Here is a 14,729-nt window from a genome sequence, read left to right on the forward strand (position 1 = left end):
TGGGGGGTCGGGTTTAGGTGGGGCCTTGGGTCCAGAGTTGCCAGGTGACTATGGCGGCGGTGCCTATTACTAGGCCGGGGGCCCAGCGGACTTGGGCGGTGCGGCCGTGGCGGATTATGGCGGCAATGGCTACGGGCCACTCGGCCAGCGCGCCGGCGCACAGGGCCCACCAGGCCCAGGGCAGGCCCCACCAACCGGCCAACAGGCTGTTGACGATGATGAGGCGCACATCGCCGAAGCCGATCTTGCCGGGCCATCGGCGATACACCACCTCCAAGACCAGACCCACCGAGGCGGCTGCGGCGGCGGCCCACCCCAGCCGGAGCGGGTCGCCGGCCACCCCGGCGGCGGCGGCCAACAGCGCGGCCACCGCTCCCCCGCCCACCCAGCACACCCGGCGGGGAATGATGGCGTCGCGCAGGTCGGTGACCGACACCCACACCCCCATCGCCGCCCACACTCCCACGGCAGCCAGCACCAGGCCATCGGCAATCACCGAGCCATGCTGGCACATCCGGGCGCGGGCAAGGCCTCAACGGCGGGGGTTAGCGGGGGTTAGTCGTCGTTTGTGATCGTGGCGGTGGCGGTGTGGTTGGTGGCGTGGACGGTGGCGTGGGTGGCGTCGAGGAGTTTTACGAAGAGAGTCTCGTCATCTTCGGGGGTGTTGTCGGCGTTCACTTCGATGTCGATGGTGGTGGTTCTGTTGCCGGCGGTGATTCTGGCGGTGGCGGTCTCGGCCTTGTAGTCGTCGGCGGTGGCCGGGGTGGCGCCGTCGCGGTCGTCGTCGGCGGTGGCATACACCACGGTCACGTCGCGTCCGCTGACGGCGGACAGGGTGATGGTCAGTTGCAGCCCGTCGTCCTCGTCGGCTGCCTTGTGGGCGATCGAGACCACCGGCAGGGGGTCGTCGTCTTCGATGGTGCCCACCGCGATCCCGTCGGCGATGGTGGCGTTGGTGGGGTTGGCCAGCTTGAGCTGGAAGACCTCGTCGTGCTCGTCGAGGGCGTCGGCGGCCGACCGCACCACCACCTGCTTGGTGGTCTGGCCGGGCGCGAAGGTGAGCGTGCCCGACACCGCGGTGTAGTCGTCGACCACCGTTGCGGTGCCCACCCCCCGGGGGATCTCGTAGTCCACGGTGACCTGCTTGCCGCTGGGCGCGTCGAGGGTGACGATGAACACCAAATTGGCCGCCTCCGCGGCGGTAGCGTCGAGAACCTCCAGCATCGGCGCGGGATCATCGTCTCGGATGGTCCCGGTGGCCTTCACCGACAAGGCCGAATAGGTCGCCCCCAAGTTGAGCGACGGATGCCACGAAGCAGTGGTCTCCACCTTCTCGTCGGGCTCGTCGAGGCTGTCCTCAAAAGTCCTCACCCCCATATACATCACCCTGGTCTCACCGGCCTTGAAGCCCACCGTCGCCGACGGCGTGTTCACATCGTCTGAGCTCGCGTCGTCCAGCGCCACCGACAGCGACACCGCCGCAGCCACATCGCTGCAAAACTGCTTGTCCACCGAAACTTCGAACGACAGCACGTCGCCTTCCTCCGCGCTGGCCGACGAAATCCCCAGCGTCGGCGGAACAAAACCGGCCGCCGTCGGATCAATACAATCGTCTTCGATCATCCTGACCCGGCCAATCGCCCGCCCGATCGTGGCGTTCACCGGATCGCTCAACATCACCTGGAAAACCCGGTCGCCCGAGAACACACCGTCGGCAACGGTGGGCACCTCGATCGTCTTTCGGACCTCGCCCGGGGTGAACACCAGCGTCCCCGATGTGGCGGTGTAGTGGGTGCCCGCCTCCGCCATCCCATCAACGGTGGCGTAGTCCACCTCGACCGGGAAAGCGGTGATGAGCCGGCCTTGACCGGCTGGCGGTTGCAGCTCAACGGTCAACTTCGCCGGTTTCCCCTCGGCGATGGCCGCGTCGGATATCTGAATCTCCGGCGGCGGATCGCCGTCTCGAATCGTCACGGTGAGGGAGTCTTGCGCGCCCATCTCTGCGCCCACCACGCCGGTGAGCCGTATTTGGAACGTCTCGTTGGGCTCGTCAGTTGGGTCGTTTTCAAGCCAGATGGAGTAGGGCTTGGGGAGTGCATTCTCGGGATCGAACTCAAAGGGGGTGGTACGCCGGAGGTCTCCGCCGAGCAATTGATGATTGAAGGCGTAGTCGCTCAAGTGGCGCGAGGTATGGAACGTTGCGGTGTTGTCCACCAATTCGAGAGACCCGGTCACCGGCTCGCCGCTCGCGCTGCTCAGGAGCACCTCAAAGCGGTAGAAGGTCCCCTCGGCGCCGAACAAGCCATACTGCTGGTCTATGTTCCCCAGCCCTGTCAGAGATATGAGCGGCAGGGAGGTGTCGATGATGGTGCCGGTGGCCTCGTTGTCGAGGATGCCGATGGCCGTCGGGCTGGTGGCCAAAGGGGTCAGGCGCACGGTGAACGACTCACGCGATTCACTCTCGGAATCGCCGATGGTTTCCACTTTGATCTCTGCGGCGCTCTCGTCTTCGGCAAAGATGAGCGTTCCCGAGTTCGCCACGTAGTCGGTGCCTGCTTTGGCAGATCCGTCGACTGTCTCGTATCGGACGCCTACCGCATTGAGGTTCCGACCTGATCGCTGGACGGTGAAGACCACGTCTTCGTCCTCAGCGGCGGCCGCGTCGGCAAAGGAGAAGATGACCGACTCGTCGTCGGTGATGAACTGCTGCTTCACGACCTGGTTGTCGGTGCCGGTGAAGGGGAGGAACGCGTTGACGGAGTTGGACAAGGCAATCCGGTAATACTCGGTGCCCTCGTAGATGTCGTCGTCGATCATGGTGACGTTGATGGGTCTGCGGCTGGTTCCCGGGGGGAAGGTGAGCGTGCCCGAGCCCGCCACGAAGTCCACCCCGGCTGTCGCCGGATTCAGCTCTTGCTGGCGCGCTTCGCTAACAGTCCAGTCCACCGTCACGGTCCGGTCGCTTATCGGAGAGATGCTGATGTCGTTCACCGACAGGCCGGTTTCTTCGTCAAGGCTCGTAGCCTCTTCAAAGGTGAACCGGGGCAAGGGCGTGGTGTCGAGAATTGTGGCGGTGGCCCGGTAGTTTGCGGTGGGGAGGGTGGCGTTGACGGCATTGTCGAGCTCCAGATAGAACGTCTCGGTTGATTCGTCGATGTAATCCGGGGCGAGCATGACTTTCACCGCCCGGCTGGTTGTGCCCGGGGCAAACGTCAATGTGCCGGATGCGTTCTGGTAGTCGACGTCGTTCCAGCCTGCTTCACCCGATCGGGGCAGTCCTGTGCCGCCGGTGGCGGTGCCGTCGGCGGTGGTGTAGTCAACGGTGATGGCTTCGGTGGCGGGTCGGCTGAGGCGCAGGATGAAGGTTATTTCCTCTCCTTCGGCCTGAAGGGGGCTGTTGACGGTGATCACCGGACGGGCTGCGTTGTGGATGGTGCCGGTGGCGGTGCCGTCGAGGATTCTGGCGGTGCCGGTCGGGTTGGAGAGCGTGAGGGTGAGGGTCTCGTCGGTTTCGTCGTCTTGGTCGGAGAGGGTGGCCACGGCGACGGTTCGGCGGGTGGTGCCGGGCGGGAAGGTGACGGTGCCGCTGGCCGGGGTGTAGTCGCTGCTGGCAGTGGCGGGGTTGGTGCCGCTGCTGGCGGTGGCGTAGTCCACGGTGACGGCGGTGTCGTGCTGGCGGTTGAGGGTGACGACGAACTCTAAGGGGTCGCCCTCGGCGGCGGCGTCGTCGGCCACTCGGATGGCGGGTCTTGTCGCGTCGATGATGGTGCCGGCGCCGTTTGAGCCGGGGGTTGCCCCGACGATGTTGCTGAGGACCACCTCGAGGGTCTCGTCTTCTTCGACGAGGCGGTCGGGCAGGGTGGCCACGATGAAGGTTTGGCGGGTGGTGCCGGGAGGGAACACAAAGGCGCCGGTGGTGGTCAGGTAGTCGACGCCGTCGGCGGCGGTGACGCCGCGGGTGCGGTAGTCGGCGGTGATCCGGCGCCCGCTGGGCGAGTTGAGGGTGGCGGCGAACACCAGCGGCATGCCCTCGTCGGCCTCGGCGGCGTCAATCGACAAGGTGGGCTCGGATTCGTCGTCGAAGATGGTGGCCAACCCGAGGGGGTCTTCGATTTGCGCCTGGCCCCGGGGGCTGTGGAGCACCAGTTGGAACATCTCGGAGCCTTCGGGAAGCTCGTCTTGCAGGGTGGCAACCCGCACGGTGCGCCGCTGGGTGGTCCCAGAGGCCGGGAAGACCAGCCGGTCGGTTGCGGCGGCGTAGTCGGTGCCCTCGGAGGCGGTCAGGGGCTCGGTGCGGTACGCAACGCTGACCTCGGTGTCGGCCGTGTTGTCGTCCCGGGTCAAGGTCACCGTGAAGCTCACCCTGTTGCCCTCGGCGGCGCCGGGATCGTTCACCGACAAAGAGGGCGCCAGGGCGTTCTCCAAGATCGTGCCTTCCGCGCCACCGGTTTGGATCGCCGCGAAGCCGCTGATGACGGAGGTCAGGCGCACCAGAAACGTCTCGTCGACCTCGATGACATCGTCGGCCACGGTGGGGATCGCCAAGGTTGCAAAGGTCTGCCCGGCACCGATGGTCACCCGGGTGAAAGCGGGCACGGTGTAGTCCAAGTCTTGGGTTGCATCCAACGGCTTGACCTCGAATTCCACCAACACGTTGGTTGGGGCCGCTCTGTCGAGCTGGATGGTGAAGGTGATGGGGCTGCCTTCGAGGGCGGATGCGCTGTCGATGGTGATCGTGGGGGGTGCGTTGTCGTGGATGGTGCCCGCGGCGGTGTGGCTGGTGGGGTGCAGGGTGGTGTCTTGGGGGTCGGTGAGGGCGAGTTGGAGGGTTTCGGGGGTTTCGGTTCGGACGTCGGTGAGGGTGGTTACGGAAATGGTGGCGGTGGTGTCGCCGGGGGGGATTGTGATGGTGCCTCGGGCGGGGGTGTAGTCGATGTTCGAGATGGCGTGGCCGGGGCCGGTTCCGGTGGTTTGGGTGGTGTATCGGGCTTGGGCGATGAGTCCTGAGGGGGCGTCGAGGATGGCGGTGAATTGGAGGGGTTGGCCCTCTTGGGCGGCGGCGGGCAGGAGGCGGATCACGGGTGTGGGGTCGTTGTCGGCGATGGTGGCGGCGGCCGCGGCTCGGGTTGGGCGGATGGTGGCGCCGGTGGGGTTGAGCAGGCGGACGGTGATGGTCTCGTCGGCCTCGTTGATGAGGTCGTCGCTGATGGGGATGGTGATGGTGGCGGTGGTGGTTCCGGCGCCGAAGGTGAGGGTGCCGGCTTTGGCGGTGTAGTCGTCGGGTTGGGTGGCGGTGTTGTCGAAGGTGGTGTAATCCACGGTGACGGTGTCGTCGCTGGGGTGGCTGAGCGCGACGGTGAGCGTTATGGCGCCGTCGTCTTCGGCGGCTTGGGCGTCGGCGATGGAGATGCGGGGAAGGCCGTCGTCGTCGATGATGGTGGCGGTGGCCTGGTGTTCGATGAGGGTGGCTCGTTGGGGGTTGCGGAGTTCCACCGTGAAGGTCTCGTCGGGTTCGGTGGTGTCGTCGTCTGTGATGGGGATGTCGACGGTGGCGGTGGTCTGGCCGGGGGGGATTTCGAGGGTGCCGGTTCGGGCGGTGTAGTCGATGCCAACGGTGGCGGTGTCGGTTTCGGCGGTTCGGGCGGTGTAGTCGAAGGTCACGGTTTGGGCGCTGGGGTGGCTGAGGGTGACGGGTACCGCGATCGAGCCTGCGTTCTCGGAGGCTTCGGCGTCGGCGATGGCGGCTTGGGGCAGACCGGTTCTGTCGGTGATGGTTCCCCGTGCGGTGGCCTCGGTGATGGTGGCGTGGCTGGGGTTGTAGAGGCGCACGAGGAACGTCTCCCGGTATTCGGTGATCTGGTCGTCGTAGACGTCCACCTCGGCGGCCGCGAGGGTGGTGCCGGCGGGGATGACGAGCGTCTTGGCCGCGGGGTCGTAGTCGTCCACGGGGATGGCCTGCCGGTCGGGGGGCGCGGCGGTGTCGGGCTGGGGGGCGTATCGGACGGTGACGGCGCGTCCGCTGGGCTCGCTGAGCGCCACGACAAACCACACGGCGCCGCCCTCGGCGGCGGCGGCGTCTGATATCGAGAGGGCGGGTTGGGGGTCGTTGTCGGCGATGGTGCCGATGGCGAGCGCGTCGGCGACGTCGGCGCCCACCGCGGTCTCGGCGTCGAGGCGCAGCCAGAACGTCTCGGCGCCCTCGTCGATGGCGTCGTCGGGCAGCGCGACCTGCACGGTGGCGGTCTGGTCGCCGGTGTTGAAGGTGGCGGTGCCCGACGTGTTGGTGAAGTCCTGGCCGGGGGTGGCCGCCGCGGGGCCGGCGAAGGCGTCCACCTCGGTGCGGTAGGCCACGGTGACGGTGTCGGAGGCGGGAGCCGACAGCCTGATGGTGAACTCGGCCCGCCCGCCCTCTTCGGCGCGGGCGTCGTCCACCCTCACCAGGGGCTTGGCGTCGTCGTCGACGATGAGCGACCTCCCCCGGTGTGCGCCGGTGGACCGGGGGAGCTGCGCATTTCTCGGGCTGATGATCACCCAGTCGAAGGTCTCGTCGGGCTCGGGGTCGTTGTCGTCGACGGTGGCGGTCTGAAGGATTCTCTCGGTCACGCCGGGCGGGAGCGTCAGGTCGGTGAACCCCACCCTCGTGTAGTCGTCGCCTCGGGTGGCGTGGCCGGGGGTGTTGTATCCGGAGGGGCTGGTGTAATAGCGCACCCTCACCTGGTTCGGGCTGGGCACGCTGAGGCGCAGGGTGATCTGCGCGGGCTGGCCCTCGCGCGACCCGTCGGGGTGGGGGTCGAGGTAGATGGTGGGCGGCCCCTCGTTGTCGATGATGGTGAGGGTGGCGGCGGCGTCGGCGGCGTCGAGGGTGGCGTTGCGCGGGTTCGACAGCGACACGGTGAGCGTCTCGGCGCGCTCTTCCTCCTCGTCGTCGGTGAGCACGACGGCCAGCGAAGCCGAGCGGCGCCCGGCGGGGATGGCCAGCGTCCCGGACAGCGGCACGCCCTCGGCGGCTTCGTAGTCTTCGCCCAAGGTGGCGGTGTCGGATGCGATGACGTAGTCCACGGCCACGGTGCGTCCGCTGGGCGCGTCCAGCGAAACGGTCGCCGCGATGGTGCCCGCATCCTCGAGGGCCAACGCGTCGGCCACCGCCAACTCGGGCTCGTCGTCGTTGTCTTCGATGGTGGCCGTGGCGCTGGCGTCGTCGAGGGTGCCGTAGTCGCCGTCTCGCAGCGTGAGGGTGAGCGCGAACCCCTCTTCGTACTCGTCGAGGCGGTCGTCGACGGTGGCCACCGCGACGTAGGCCTCGGTGGCGCCGGCCGCGATGATGGCGGTTCCGGTGACCGCGTTGTAGTCGTCTCCCGGGGTGGCGGCCACGTCGCCGGCGGTGAAGCGGGAAGCGGCGGCGTAGCTCACGGTGATGTCCTGGTTGGCCCGGTTGCTCAGCGATATCTTGAACACGACGCTTTGGCCCTCGTCGGCGCGGCTGTCGGCCACCGAGATGGCGGGCTCGCCGAGGTTGTGGATCACGCCGAGGCCGGTGGGGTCGCCGAGGTCGGCATTGGCCGGGTTGGCCAGCCTGAGCTGGAGGGTCTCGTCGCCCTCGTTGGGCTCGTCGTCGGCCAGCGCGGCGACCAGCACCGTCTTGAGGGTCTCGCCGGGGGCGAAGGTGAGCGTGCCCGACGTCGCCAGGAAGTCCACCCCTGCGGTGGCGGCGTTGCCGACGGAGCGCTCGACGGTGGTGTACTCCACCTTGACCGGCTCGGCGCCCTCGGTGTCCAAGGTCACCTGGAACTCCAGGATCTGCCCCTCGTCGGCCTCGGCGTTCGACACCGAGAGCTTCGGGGTGGGCACGTCGGTGATGGTGCCCACCGCGGTGCGCACGCCGATCTCGGCGTGGCTGCTCGGGTCCCTCAGTTGCACCAGGAACGTCTCGTCGGGCTCGCCGTCGTCTTCGTCTCGGAGGGCGGGCACCTCGATGGCCCCGCTGACGGCGCCCGCGGGGATGGTCAGCGTGCCCGGCACCGCGGTGAAGTCATCTCCCGGCTCGGCGGGCTGGGCCCCCGGGCTGTTGTTCTTTATGGCCTCGTAGCCCACCTCCACTGGCTGTCGGGCGGCCCGGTTGAGCGTCACCGGGAAGCTGAGGGTGGTGCCCTCGGCGCCCACGGCGTGGGCGATGGAGATGGCCGCCTTGTTGTCGTCGTCTTCGATGGTGCCCGTCGCGGTGGCCGCCGCCGCGTCCTGCCAGGTCTGCGGTCCGGCGGCCCAGGAGGCGGAAACCTCGAACGTCTCGGTTTCCTCGGGCAGGTCGTCGTCGGCCACCGCGATGCCCTGGTACACCCACGCGGTCACCCCGTCGGGGTACGCCGCCGCCGCGGGGGTCCCGCCGAAGTCGGCGTCGTCGGTGTCGGTGTGGGTGAGCGAGACGCTGATCGCCGTCGGCGAGCACAGCGGCCGGTCGATGGTCAGCGCGAAGGCCATGGTCCCCGTCGGGTGGTCCTCGTCGATCGACGCGTCGGCCACGCTCAGCTCCGGCGGCGCGTGGTCGTCGTCGGCCGGGTCGGCGCACTGGCCCGCGATCACCGTCGCCGCCACCGCGTCGCCGATCACCGCGTTTTTGGGGTCAAACAGCCTCACCAGGAACCGCTCGTCGCCCTCGGGGTCGGTGTCGTCGAGGATGGCCACGGTGATGGTCTGCGGGTCGTTGTCGTTCGCCGCGAAGGTGAGCGTGCCCGTGGTGTGGGTGTAGTCGGTGTCCTTGGTGGCCGTACCGTCGCCGGAGAGCGCCACGGTTTCGTACTCGACGGTCACCGCGTCGTCGCCGGCCTCGTCCAAGGTGACGGTGAACACCTCCTCGTTGTCCTCGGACGCCTTGGTCGCAGTGGTCTCGTAGTTCGACGTGATCGACAGGCCGGGCTGGGTGCGGTCGACGATGGTCCCGGTGGCGCTGCCGTCAACCACCGAGGCGCCGTCGGGGGTGCCCAGCACCACCAGGAACTCCTCGTCGCCCTCGTCTCTGCGGTCGTCAAAGGTGACGACTTCGACGAACTTCTCGGTGTCGCCGGGGTCGAAGTCCAGCGTTGCGAGGTGCGACTCCGGTATCTCCGTGTAGTCGTTTGGCGCATGGGCTGGGCGCGTCGCCGTGCTCCTCGTTGTCGTGTGGTACGGGACGCTCACCTTCTGCCCGCTGGGCCCGTCCAGGCGCACTGAGAACCGCACCGGCTGGCCCTCCACCGCCGACGCGGGGTACACGCTCACCGAGGGCTCGCCGTCGTCGTCCAAGATGGTGACCTCCGCGGCAACCGCTGCTCCGGTCCAGTGGGCGGGGTCGGCCCAGCTCAAGAAGGCGACCCCGAACGCCTCGTCGTCCTCATCGAGGTTGTCGTCGAGCACCGCCACGTCGATCAAGACGCGGTTCCCCCGAACCGGCACGGTGCCGCCGTAGGAGATGTAGTCCGAGCCGTCGTCGGCGGCGGACTGGCCGGCGGGAAGGCCGACGGGCAGGCCGACGGAGTAGTTCGCCTCGGCGGGAGAATCCGGGCACACCGCGGGGAAGACCTCGAAGGCCACGGTGGCCTGGCCGGCCCCCTCGTCCACCTCCTGGTCGTTGACGATGATCTTCGGCGGCTCCGATGACGGGTCGGCGGGGTTGGCGCATTTCTCGTTGATGGCGCCCACCGCAGCCGACGCCCCCAAAGCAGCGTTGACCGGGCTGTGCAGCCTCACCAGGAACTGCTCGCTGGGCCACTCGTCAAGAAGGTCTTCGTGGGTTTCCACGGTGATGGTCTTCGGGGCGGTGTCGTCCTTCTCGAAGATGAGGGTGCCCGACGCGGCGGTGTAGTCGCAGGCGTCGCCGCACGAGTCCCCGCTCTCGGCACGGTGTTCCCCGGCGGCCAGGTCTTTGGTAGACCAGCTCACCTCGGAGCGCTGGTCGGTGCGGCCCCGGCGGGTCACGTTGAACACCATGTCTTGGCCCTCTTCGGCACCGGCGCTGGCGATCCCCAAGAGGCTGTAGCGCGGCTTGATCTTGCCCTCCGCGATGTGATCGCCGAGGACCACGGGGGCCCCTGGGTCCAGTGCTATCTCGAGCTGGAACACCTCGTCGGACAGCTCGTCGTCGGGCCACGTTTTGACCTTGGCGATCTTGCTCACATCGCCGACCTCGAACGTGATCTGGCCCCGGTTGACCTCTCCCTCGTTGGCGTCGCTGTAGTCGCCGCCGACGGCGCCCTCGGCGGTGGCCCGGGCGGTGGCCGGGCCGGCTTTCGGCTCGGTCCAGTAGTACACCGTGAACTTCTCGACGGCCCGGCGGGTGAGCCGGACCTCGAAGCCCACCTCGTCGCCGGCGACCGCGTCGGCGTCTGTCACGAAGACCACCCTGGGCAAGACGTCTTGGATGGTGCCGATGCCGACGCCTTTGTCGTTGTCGATGAGGGCGTACGCGGGGTCGGCTAACCGAAGCAGGAATCTCTCGTCGGGCTCCGGGTAGGCATCGGTACACGTCTTGACCGTGACGGTGTCCTCTTTCTGCCCGTCAATGAAGTTGATGGTGCGGCCGGCACCCTCGATATCGCCGTGGTAGTCCCCGTCGCCGCAGTCCCCGACGCCGCCGCCGGTGGCCGTCAAAGCCCAGGTGTACACGGTGAAGCTGGTCAGCCAGGGGCTCGGCGGCAGCTTGTCGATCTCGACGGTGAACACGAGATCACTGCCCTCATCGGCCCTTGGGTCATTCCGGACGCTGAGCTTGGGCGGGTCGACGATCGTGATGGTGCCGACGCCCCTGGGATTTGAGCTCGCGAACCCGACCGGGAGACGGGCGGTGTCGAGATCGAGGAACAGCATCTCCTCGGGCTCGTCTTCGGTGTCGAACAAGGTTGGCACCACGACGGTGTGCGTCAGGGTCTCGCCGGGTACGAAGGTCACAAAGTCGGGGCCTTCGTACTTGAAGTCTTCCCCGTCGGTGGCGGCGGCGGCGGTGTTGGGCACGTCCAACTTGAAGTAGACGTTCTCTGCCTTGTCTATGGGGCCGGCGTCGCCGTGTATCAACTCGATGGTGAATTCCAGCGGCGAGCCCTCCGCGGCCCGCACGTTGCTGAAGACCCGCACATCGTGGGTGGCGTCGCGGATGGTGGCGGTGGCGGTGAGGGGATCAGAGCCAGAAGCGCGAACGGCATTTTGCACGGGCCCTTCCACAACCAGGTCGAAAGTCTCGTCCGGGTCGTCGTACCAGTCCTTCCACGTCTGGACCGGGATGGTTTCCGGTGGCCCCCCTGGGGGGATCGTTATGCGCTTGGTCAGCCGCTCATAGTCGCCGGGCTGCATCGCAGTGCCATCGCTGGTTTTGACATCGAACGAGACGGGGAAGATGGTGGCCCCGATCAGCGTGGCGGTGAACTCTGCCGGGTCGCCCTCGTCCACCGGGCCGGGTGGGCCGGTGATCGTCAGGGTCGGCTTGGGGTCGTCGTCCACGATGATGCCCACAGCCGAAGCGTTCTCCAGGTGGGAGTTCGAGCTGGGGTCGGAGAGCTTGACCTCGAACGTCTCCCAGCAGTGCTCGTCGATGCGGTCGTCGCGGGTTGTCACCTCGATGGTCTTGGCCGTCTGGCCGGGGTTGAAGGTGAGGGTGCCCGGCGAATCTACCGAGTAGTCGGCCGAGTAGTCGTCGTCTGCGTCGGCCTTGCCCCAAGTGCAGCCCGCGGGCAAGCCGGCCGGCTCGAAGGTGCCCACACCGACGCCGTAATCGACCGTGACCTGTTGCCCCGAAGACGGGGCGGGGTCGAGCAACACGGTGAACACCAGGGGGTTGCCCTCTTCGGCTCGGGCAACGGGGGGCTTGATGGAGATCCTCGGCTCGTCGTCCAAAATGGTGCCCACACCGATGGCGACGTACCGGCCGCTGCCGTCAGGGGTGCCCGTTTTGGCGTGGCCGTGGGCGGTGGCCTTGAGCTCGAAGGTCTCGTCCGGCTCGCCGTCGTTGTCAGGGAGGGTGGAGACGGAGACGGTTCGGCTGGTGGTGCCGGTGGGGAAGGTGATCCTGTGGTTGTGCGAGGTGGAGTCGATGGGGGTGTAGTCGACGCCGGAGGTGGCTTCGCCGACGCCGGAGCCTTGTTCCTGGGTCTCGACGGTGACCACGACTTCGACTTCGGTGTCCCCTTGAAGACTGACAACGAAGGGCATCAGGTCGCCTTCATTTTCCCTGGGGTTGTCCACCACGAGGGTGGGGGCAGGGTCGTCGTTCAAGATGGTGCCGACCGCCGGCTCGGCCTTCCAATAATTCTTCGGGTCGAAACCCGGCACGTCGGGCACTTGGGGCCCGCCGGGATTGCCCGGATCGTCCTTGCAATCGAAATCGGCGGGCAAGTTGCCCGTCTTCGCCAGGTTCGACAGCTCCGGCCGGTCGGCGGAGCAAGGCTCCTGGGGCTGCATGTACCAATGCAGCTCGAAGGTCTCGTTGTGCTCGTATACATCGTCGCGCTTGACGGTCACCCGGCCAACCGCAGAGACCTGTCCCGCGGCGATCGTCGTGGGCTTCGCCGACCCCTCAGGGATAGAGACGTAATCGACGTCGGCAGCGGCCCCGTGGGCGCCGGGGCTGGGATCGTCAGCGGTCCAGTAGTAGATGTGTACGTCCTGGGCGGCCGGGCCGGTGAGCTCGAACTTGAACTCGATCTCCTTGTCAGCGGCATCGCCCGCATCCCCCTCATCCCCACTGCCCTCGCCCACCTTCAGCTCCGGGCGGGGTGGGATGGCTACTACCTCGGCTGCTTGGCCGAAGAAGCTCACGGTGGGGAACGAACCTCGCAGCGGCGCCACCGCCCCGTCGGTCTCGCACTCGAAGCGCACCCCCACGGCGCCCACCCCCCGGGTTGCGCCGCGGACCTCGGGATCGAAGCTCTCCAACCACGCCTCATCCACAAACTTCTCGTCATCTTCCAGCGCAGAAGGCCGGGGACCGCCGATGCACAAGAACCCCAGACCGGGCCTAGCCGACAACACGTCGGCCACCACCTGATTGCGCTCCTCCTCACCCTCTGCGCCGTCCTCACAGCACAGCGACGCCACCACCGCCGCCTCCCCAGCAGCTAAATCCGATACCAAACCAGCCCGGCCGCCCCGACCGGCCCACAACACGAACACCACCAGCAACACCAGCGGCAAGGCCAACAACACCAACTCCAAGGGCGCCGTCCCCCGCTCCCCCCAACCACCCCGAACTCCGGGTTCGCGGTGCTCAGGCTGGTGCTGTTCTTCTTCGGGCATCGACGCGGCTTAGTCGCAGAAGGCAGTACGCCGCGAGGTGTCGTCCAAGGGTTTGGTCCTCCTCGGGCGGTTATTGGTTTTCGGGCTGTGTCCAGTCGACGGTGTCGACGTTGCTTTCTGTGGCGATGAGCGGTTCTTGCACGACGTGGCCTGTTTCGTGGGCGCCTTGTAGGAGGAACTGGCCGCAGGCCGCTCCGGCGCTGTTGGCTTGGTTGGAGAGGCCTTGGGCTACTGCGGCGACCACGACGCCGTCGCGCAGGTAGTTGGCCATGTCCTCGTTCATGTGGAACCCCGAGGTGTACATGTCGCCGTAGAGGAGTTGGTCGGCGATGACTCGGGCGAGTTGGGCCATGCCCTGGTCGGTGTGGAAGATCATGTCGGCGTCGGGGTTGGCCAGCACCCAGGCCTCGGTGGCGGCGTACACCTCGTCGGGGTCAAAGCCCAGCGACTCGATGCCCATGTCGGGCCCGTTGATGAACTCGATGCCCGAGTGGATCTCCAACAGGCCCTCCACGAAGCCCTGCATCCGGGCCTGGTAGCGGGGGTCGTCCACGTTGGCGGTGAGCACTGCGGCCTTCCGCATCAGGATCCGCCGCTCGGCGGCCCACTCGCCGGCGACGGCGCCCACGAGCTTGCCCGCGGCCCGGTCGTCGAGCCCGTAGAACGCGAACCGCTTGGAGTCGGCGCTGTCGCCGCCCACAGTGAACGTGGGGATGCCCGCATCAACAGCCCGGTCGATCACCTCGACGAACGCCGCGGGATCGTCCACCTCAACGGCCAAACAGTCGATGCTGCCCGAACCGATCAAAGAGTCGATGGTCTCGATCTGCGCCGCCCGATCAGCGCTGTTGGGACCGATCACCCGAGGATTGATGTCAGCGCCGAACCCAGAGGCGGCCTGCTCCCAGCCCAAGCCCATCACCTCGCCCGACCCCCCCGAACCGGTGGCGTTGGCCGACAACACGAAATTCAACTGCTGGCCATCAGCCAACTTCGCCGCAATCCGCTCAGCCAACGCAAAATCACCCCACGGCAACTCCGCGGTATGAGGCGGACCCAACGGAACCGGAGCAGCAGTGGGCGCCGCAGTCGCCGCCGCCGGCGGCGCCTCCACCATCTCTTCGGACTCTTCGGGTGCGGGCTCATCGCCCCCACCGCCATCCCCGACGCCCGAGTCAGAAGCATCCACAGCCTCAGGCGAAGATTCAACGGCCGCAGGCGAAGGAGCGGAACCCCCGCCGTCGCCGCCCGACCCGCACCCCGAAGCCAACAAGGCAACAGCGAGCACCGCGGCGACCGCTACTCCCCTCACCCCGCCGCGGCGCGGCAGGCCGAGCCCCCAAACTTGTGAGACCAACTGCAAAAACATGGCAACATCGTATGGTGCCAACCGGAAGCCGCATAAATCATCATGCGCTCAATTTTGGGTCGTGGCGGCATGGAATGGGCCGGGGCGCGTGAGCAGCCATCCGCAG

Annotated in this window: 3 protein-coding genes; all 3 read right to left on the minus strand. The window is 67.5% G+C overall.

All coding sequences use genetic code 11. The annotated features are described in order from the left end of the window. Positions 1-13 precede the first annotated feature (13 nt). The 3 genes from ACOGJC_RS06380 to ACOGJC_RS06390 all read right to left on the minus strand — a co-directional run bounded on the left by ACOGJC_RS06380 (position 14) and on the right by ACOGJC_RS06390 (position 14,623). Positions 14-496: a prepilin peptidase gene (locus ACOGJC_RS06380; RefSeq protein ID WP_419847675.1), complete on the minus strand. Its 483-nt coding sequence runs from the start codon at positions 494-496 to the stop codon at positions 14-16. Between the two features lie 59 nt (positions 497-555). Continuing rightward, positions 556-13,254 carry a Calx-beta domain-containing protein gene (locus tag ACOGJC_RS06385; protein WP_419847676.1) on the minus strand — a complete coding sequence of 4,233 codons (12,699 nt, stop codon included), beginning with the start codon at positions 13,252-13,254 and terminating at the stop codon, positions 556-558. A gap of 70 nt (positions 13,255-13,324) precedes the next feature. Next, the gene (locus ACOGJC_RS06390; protein ID WP_419847677.1) at positions 13,325-14,623 is read right to left on the minus strand and encodes a substrate-binding domain-containing protein; all 1,299 of its coding nucleotides are present in this window, start codon (positions 14,621-14,623) and stop codon (positions 13,325-13,327) included. Positions 14,624-14,729: the final 106 nt, after the last annotated feature.

Origin of the sequence: Candidatus Poriferisocius sp., assembly GCF_965204015.1 — a bacterium.
In the GTDB taxonomy this organism is placed as follows: domain Bacteria; phylum Actinomycetota; class Acidimicrobiia; order Acidimicrobiales; family Bin134; genus Poriferisocius.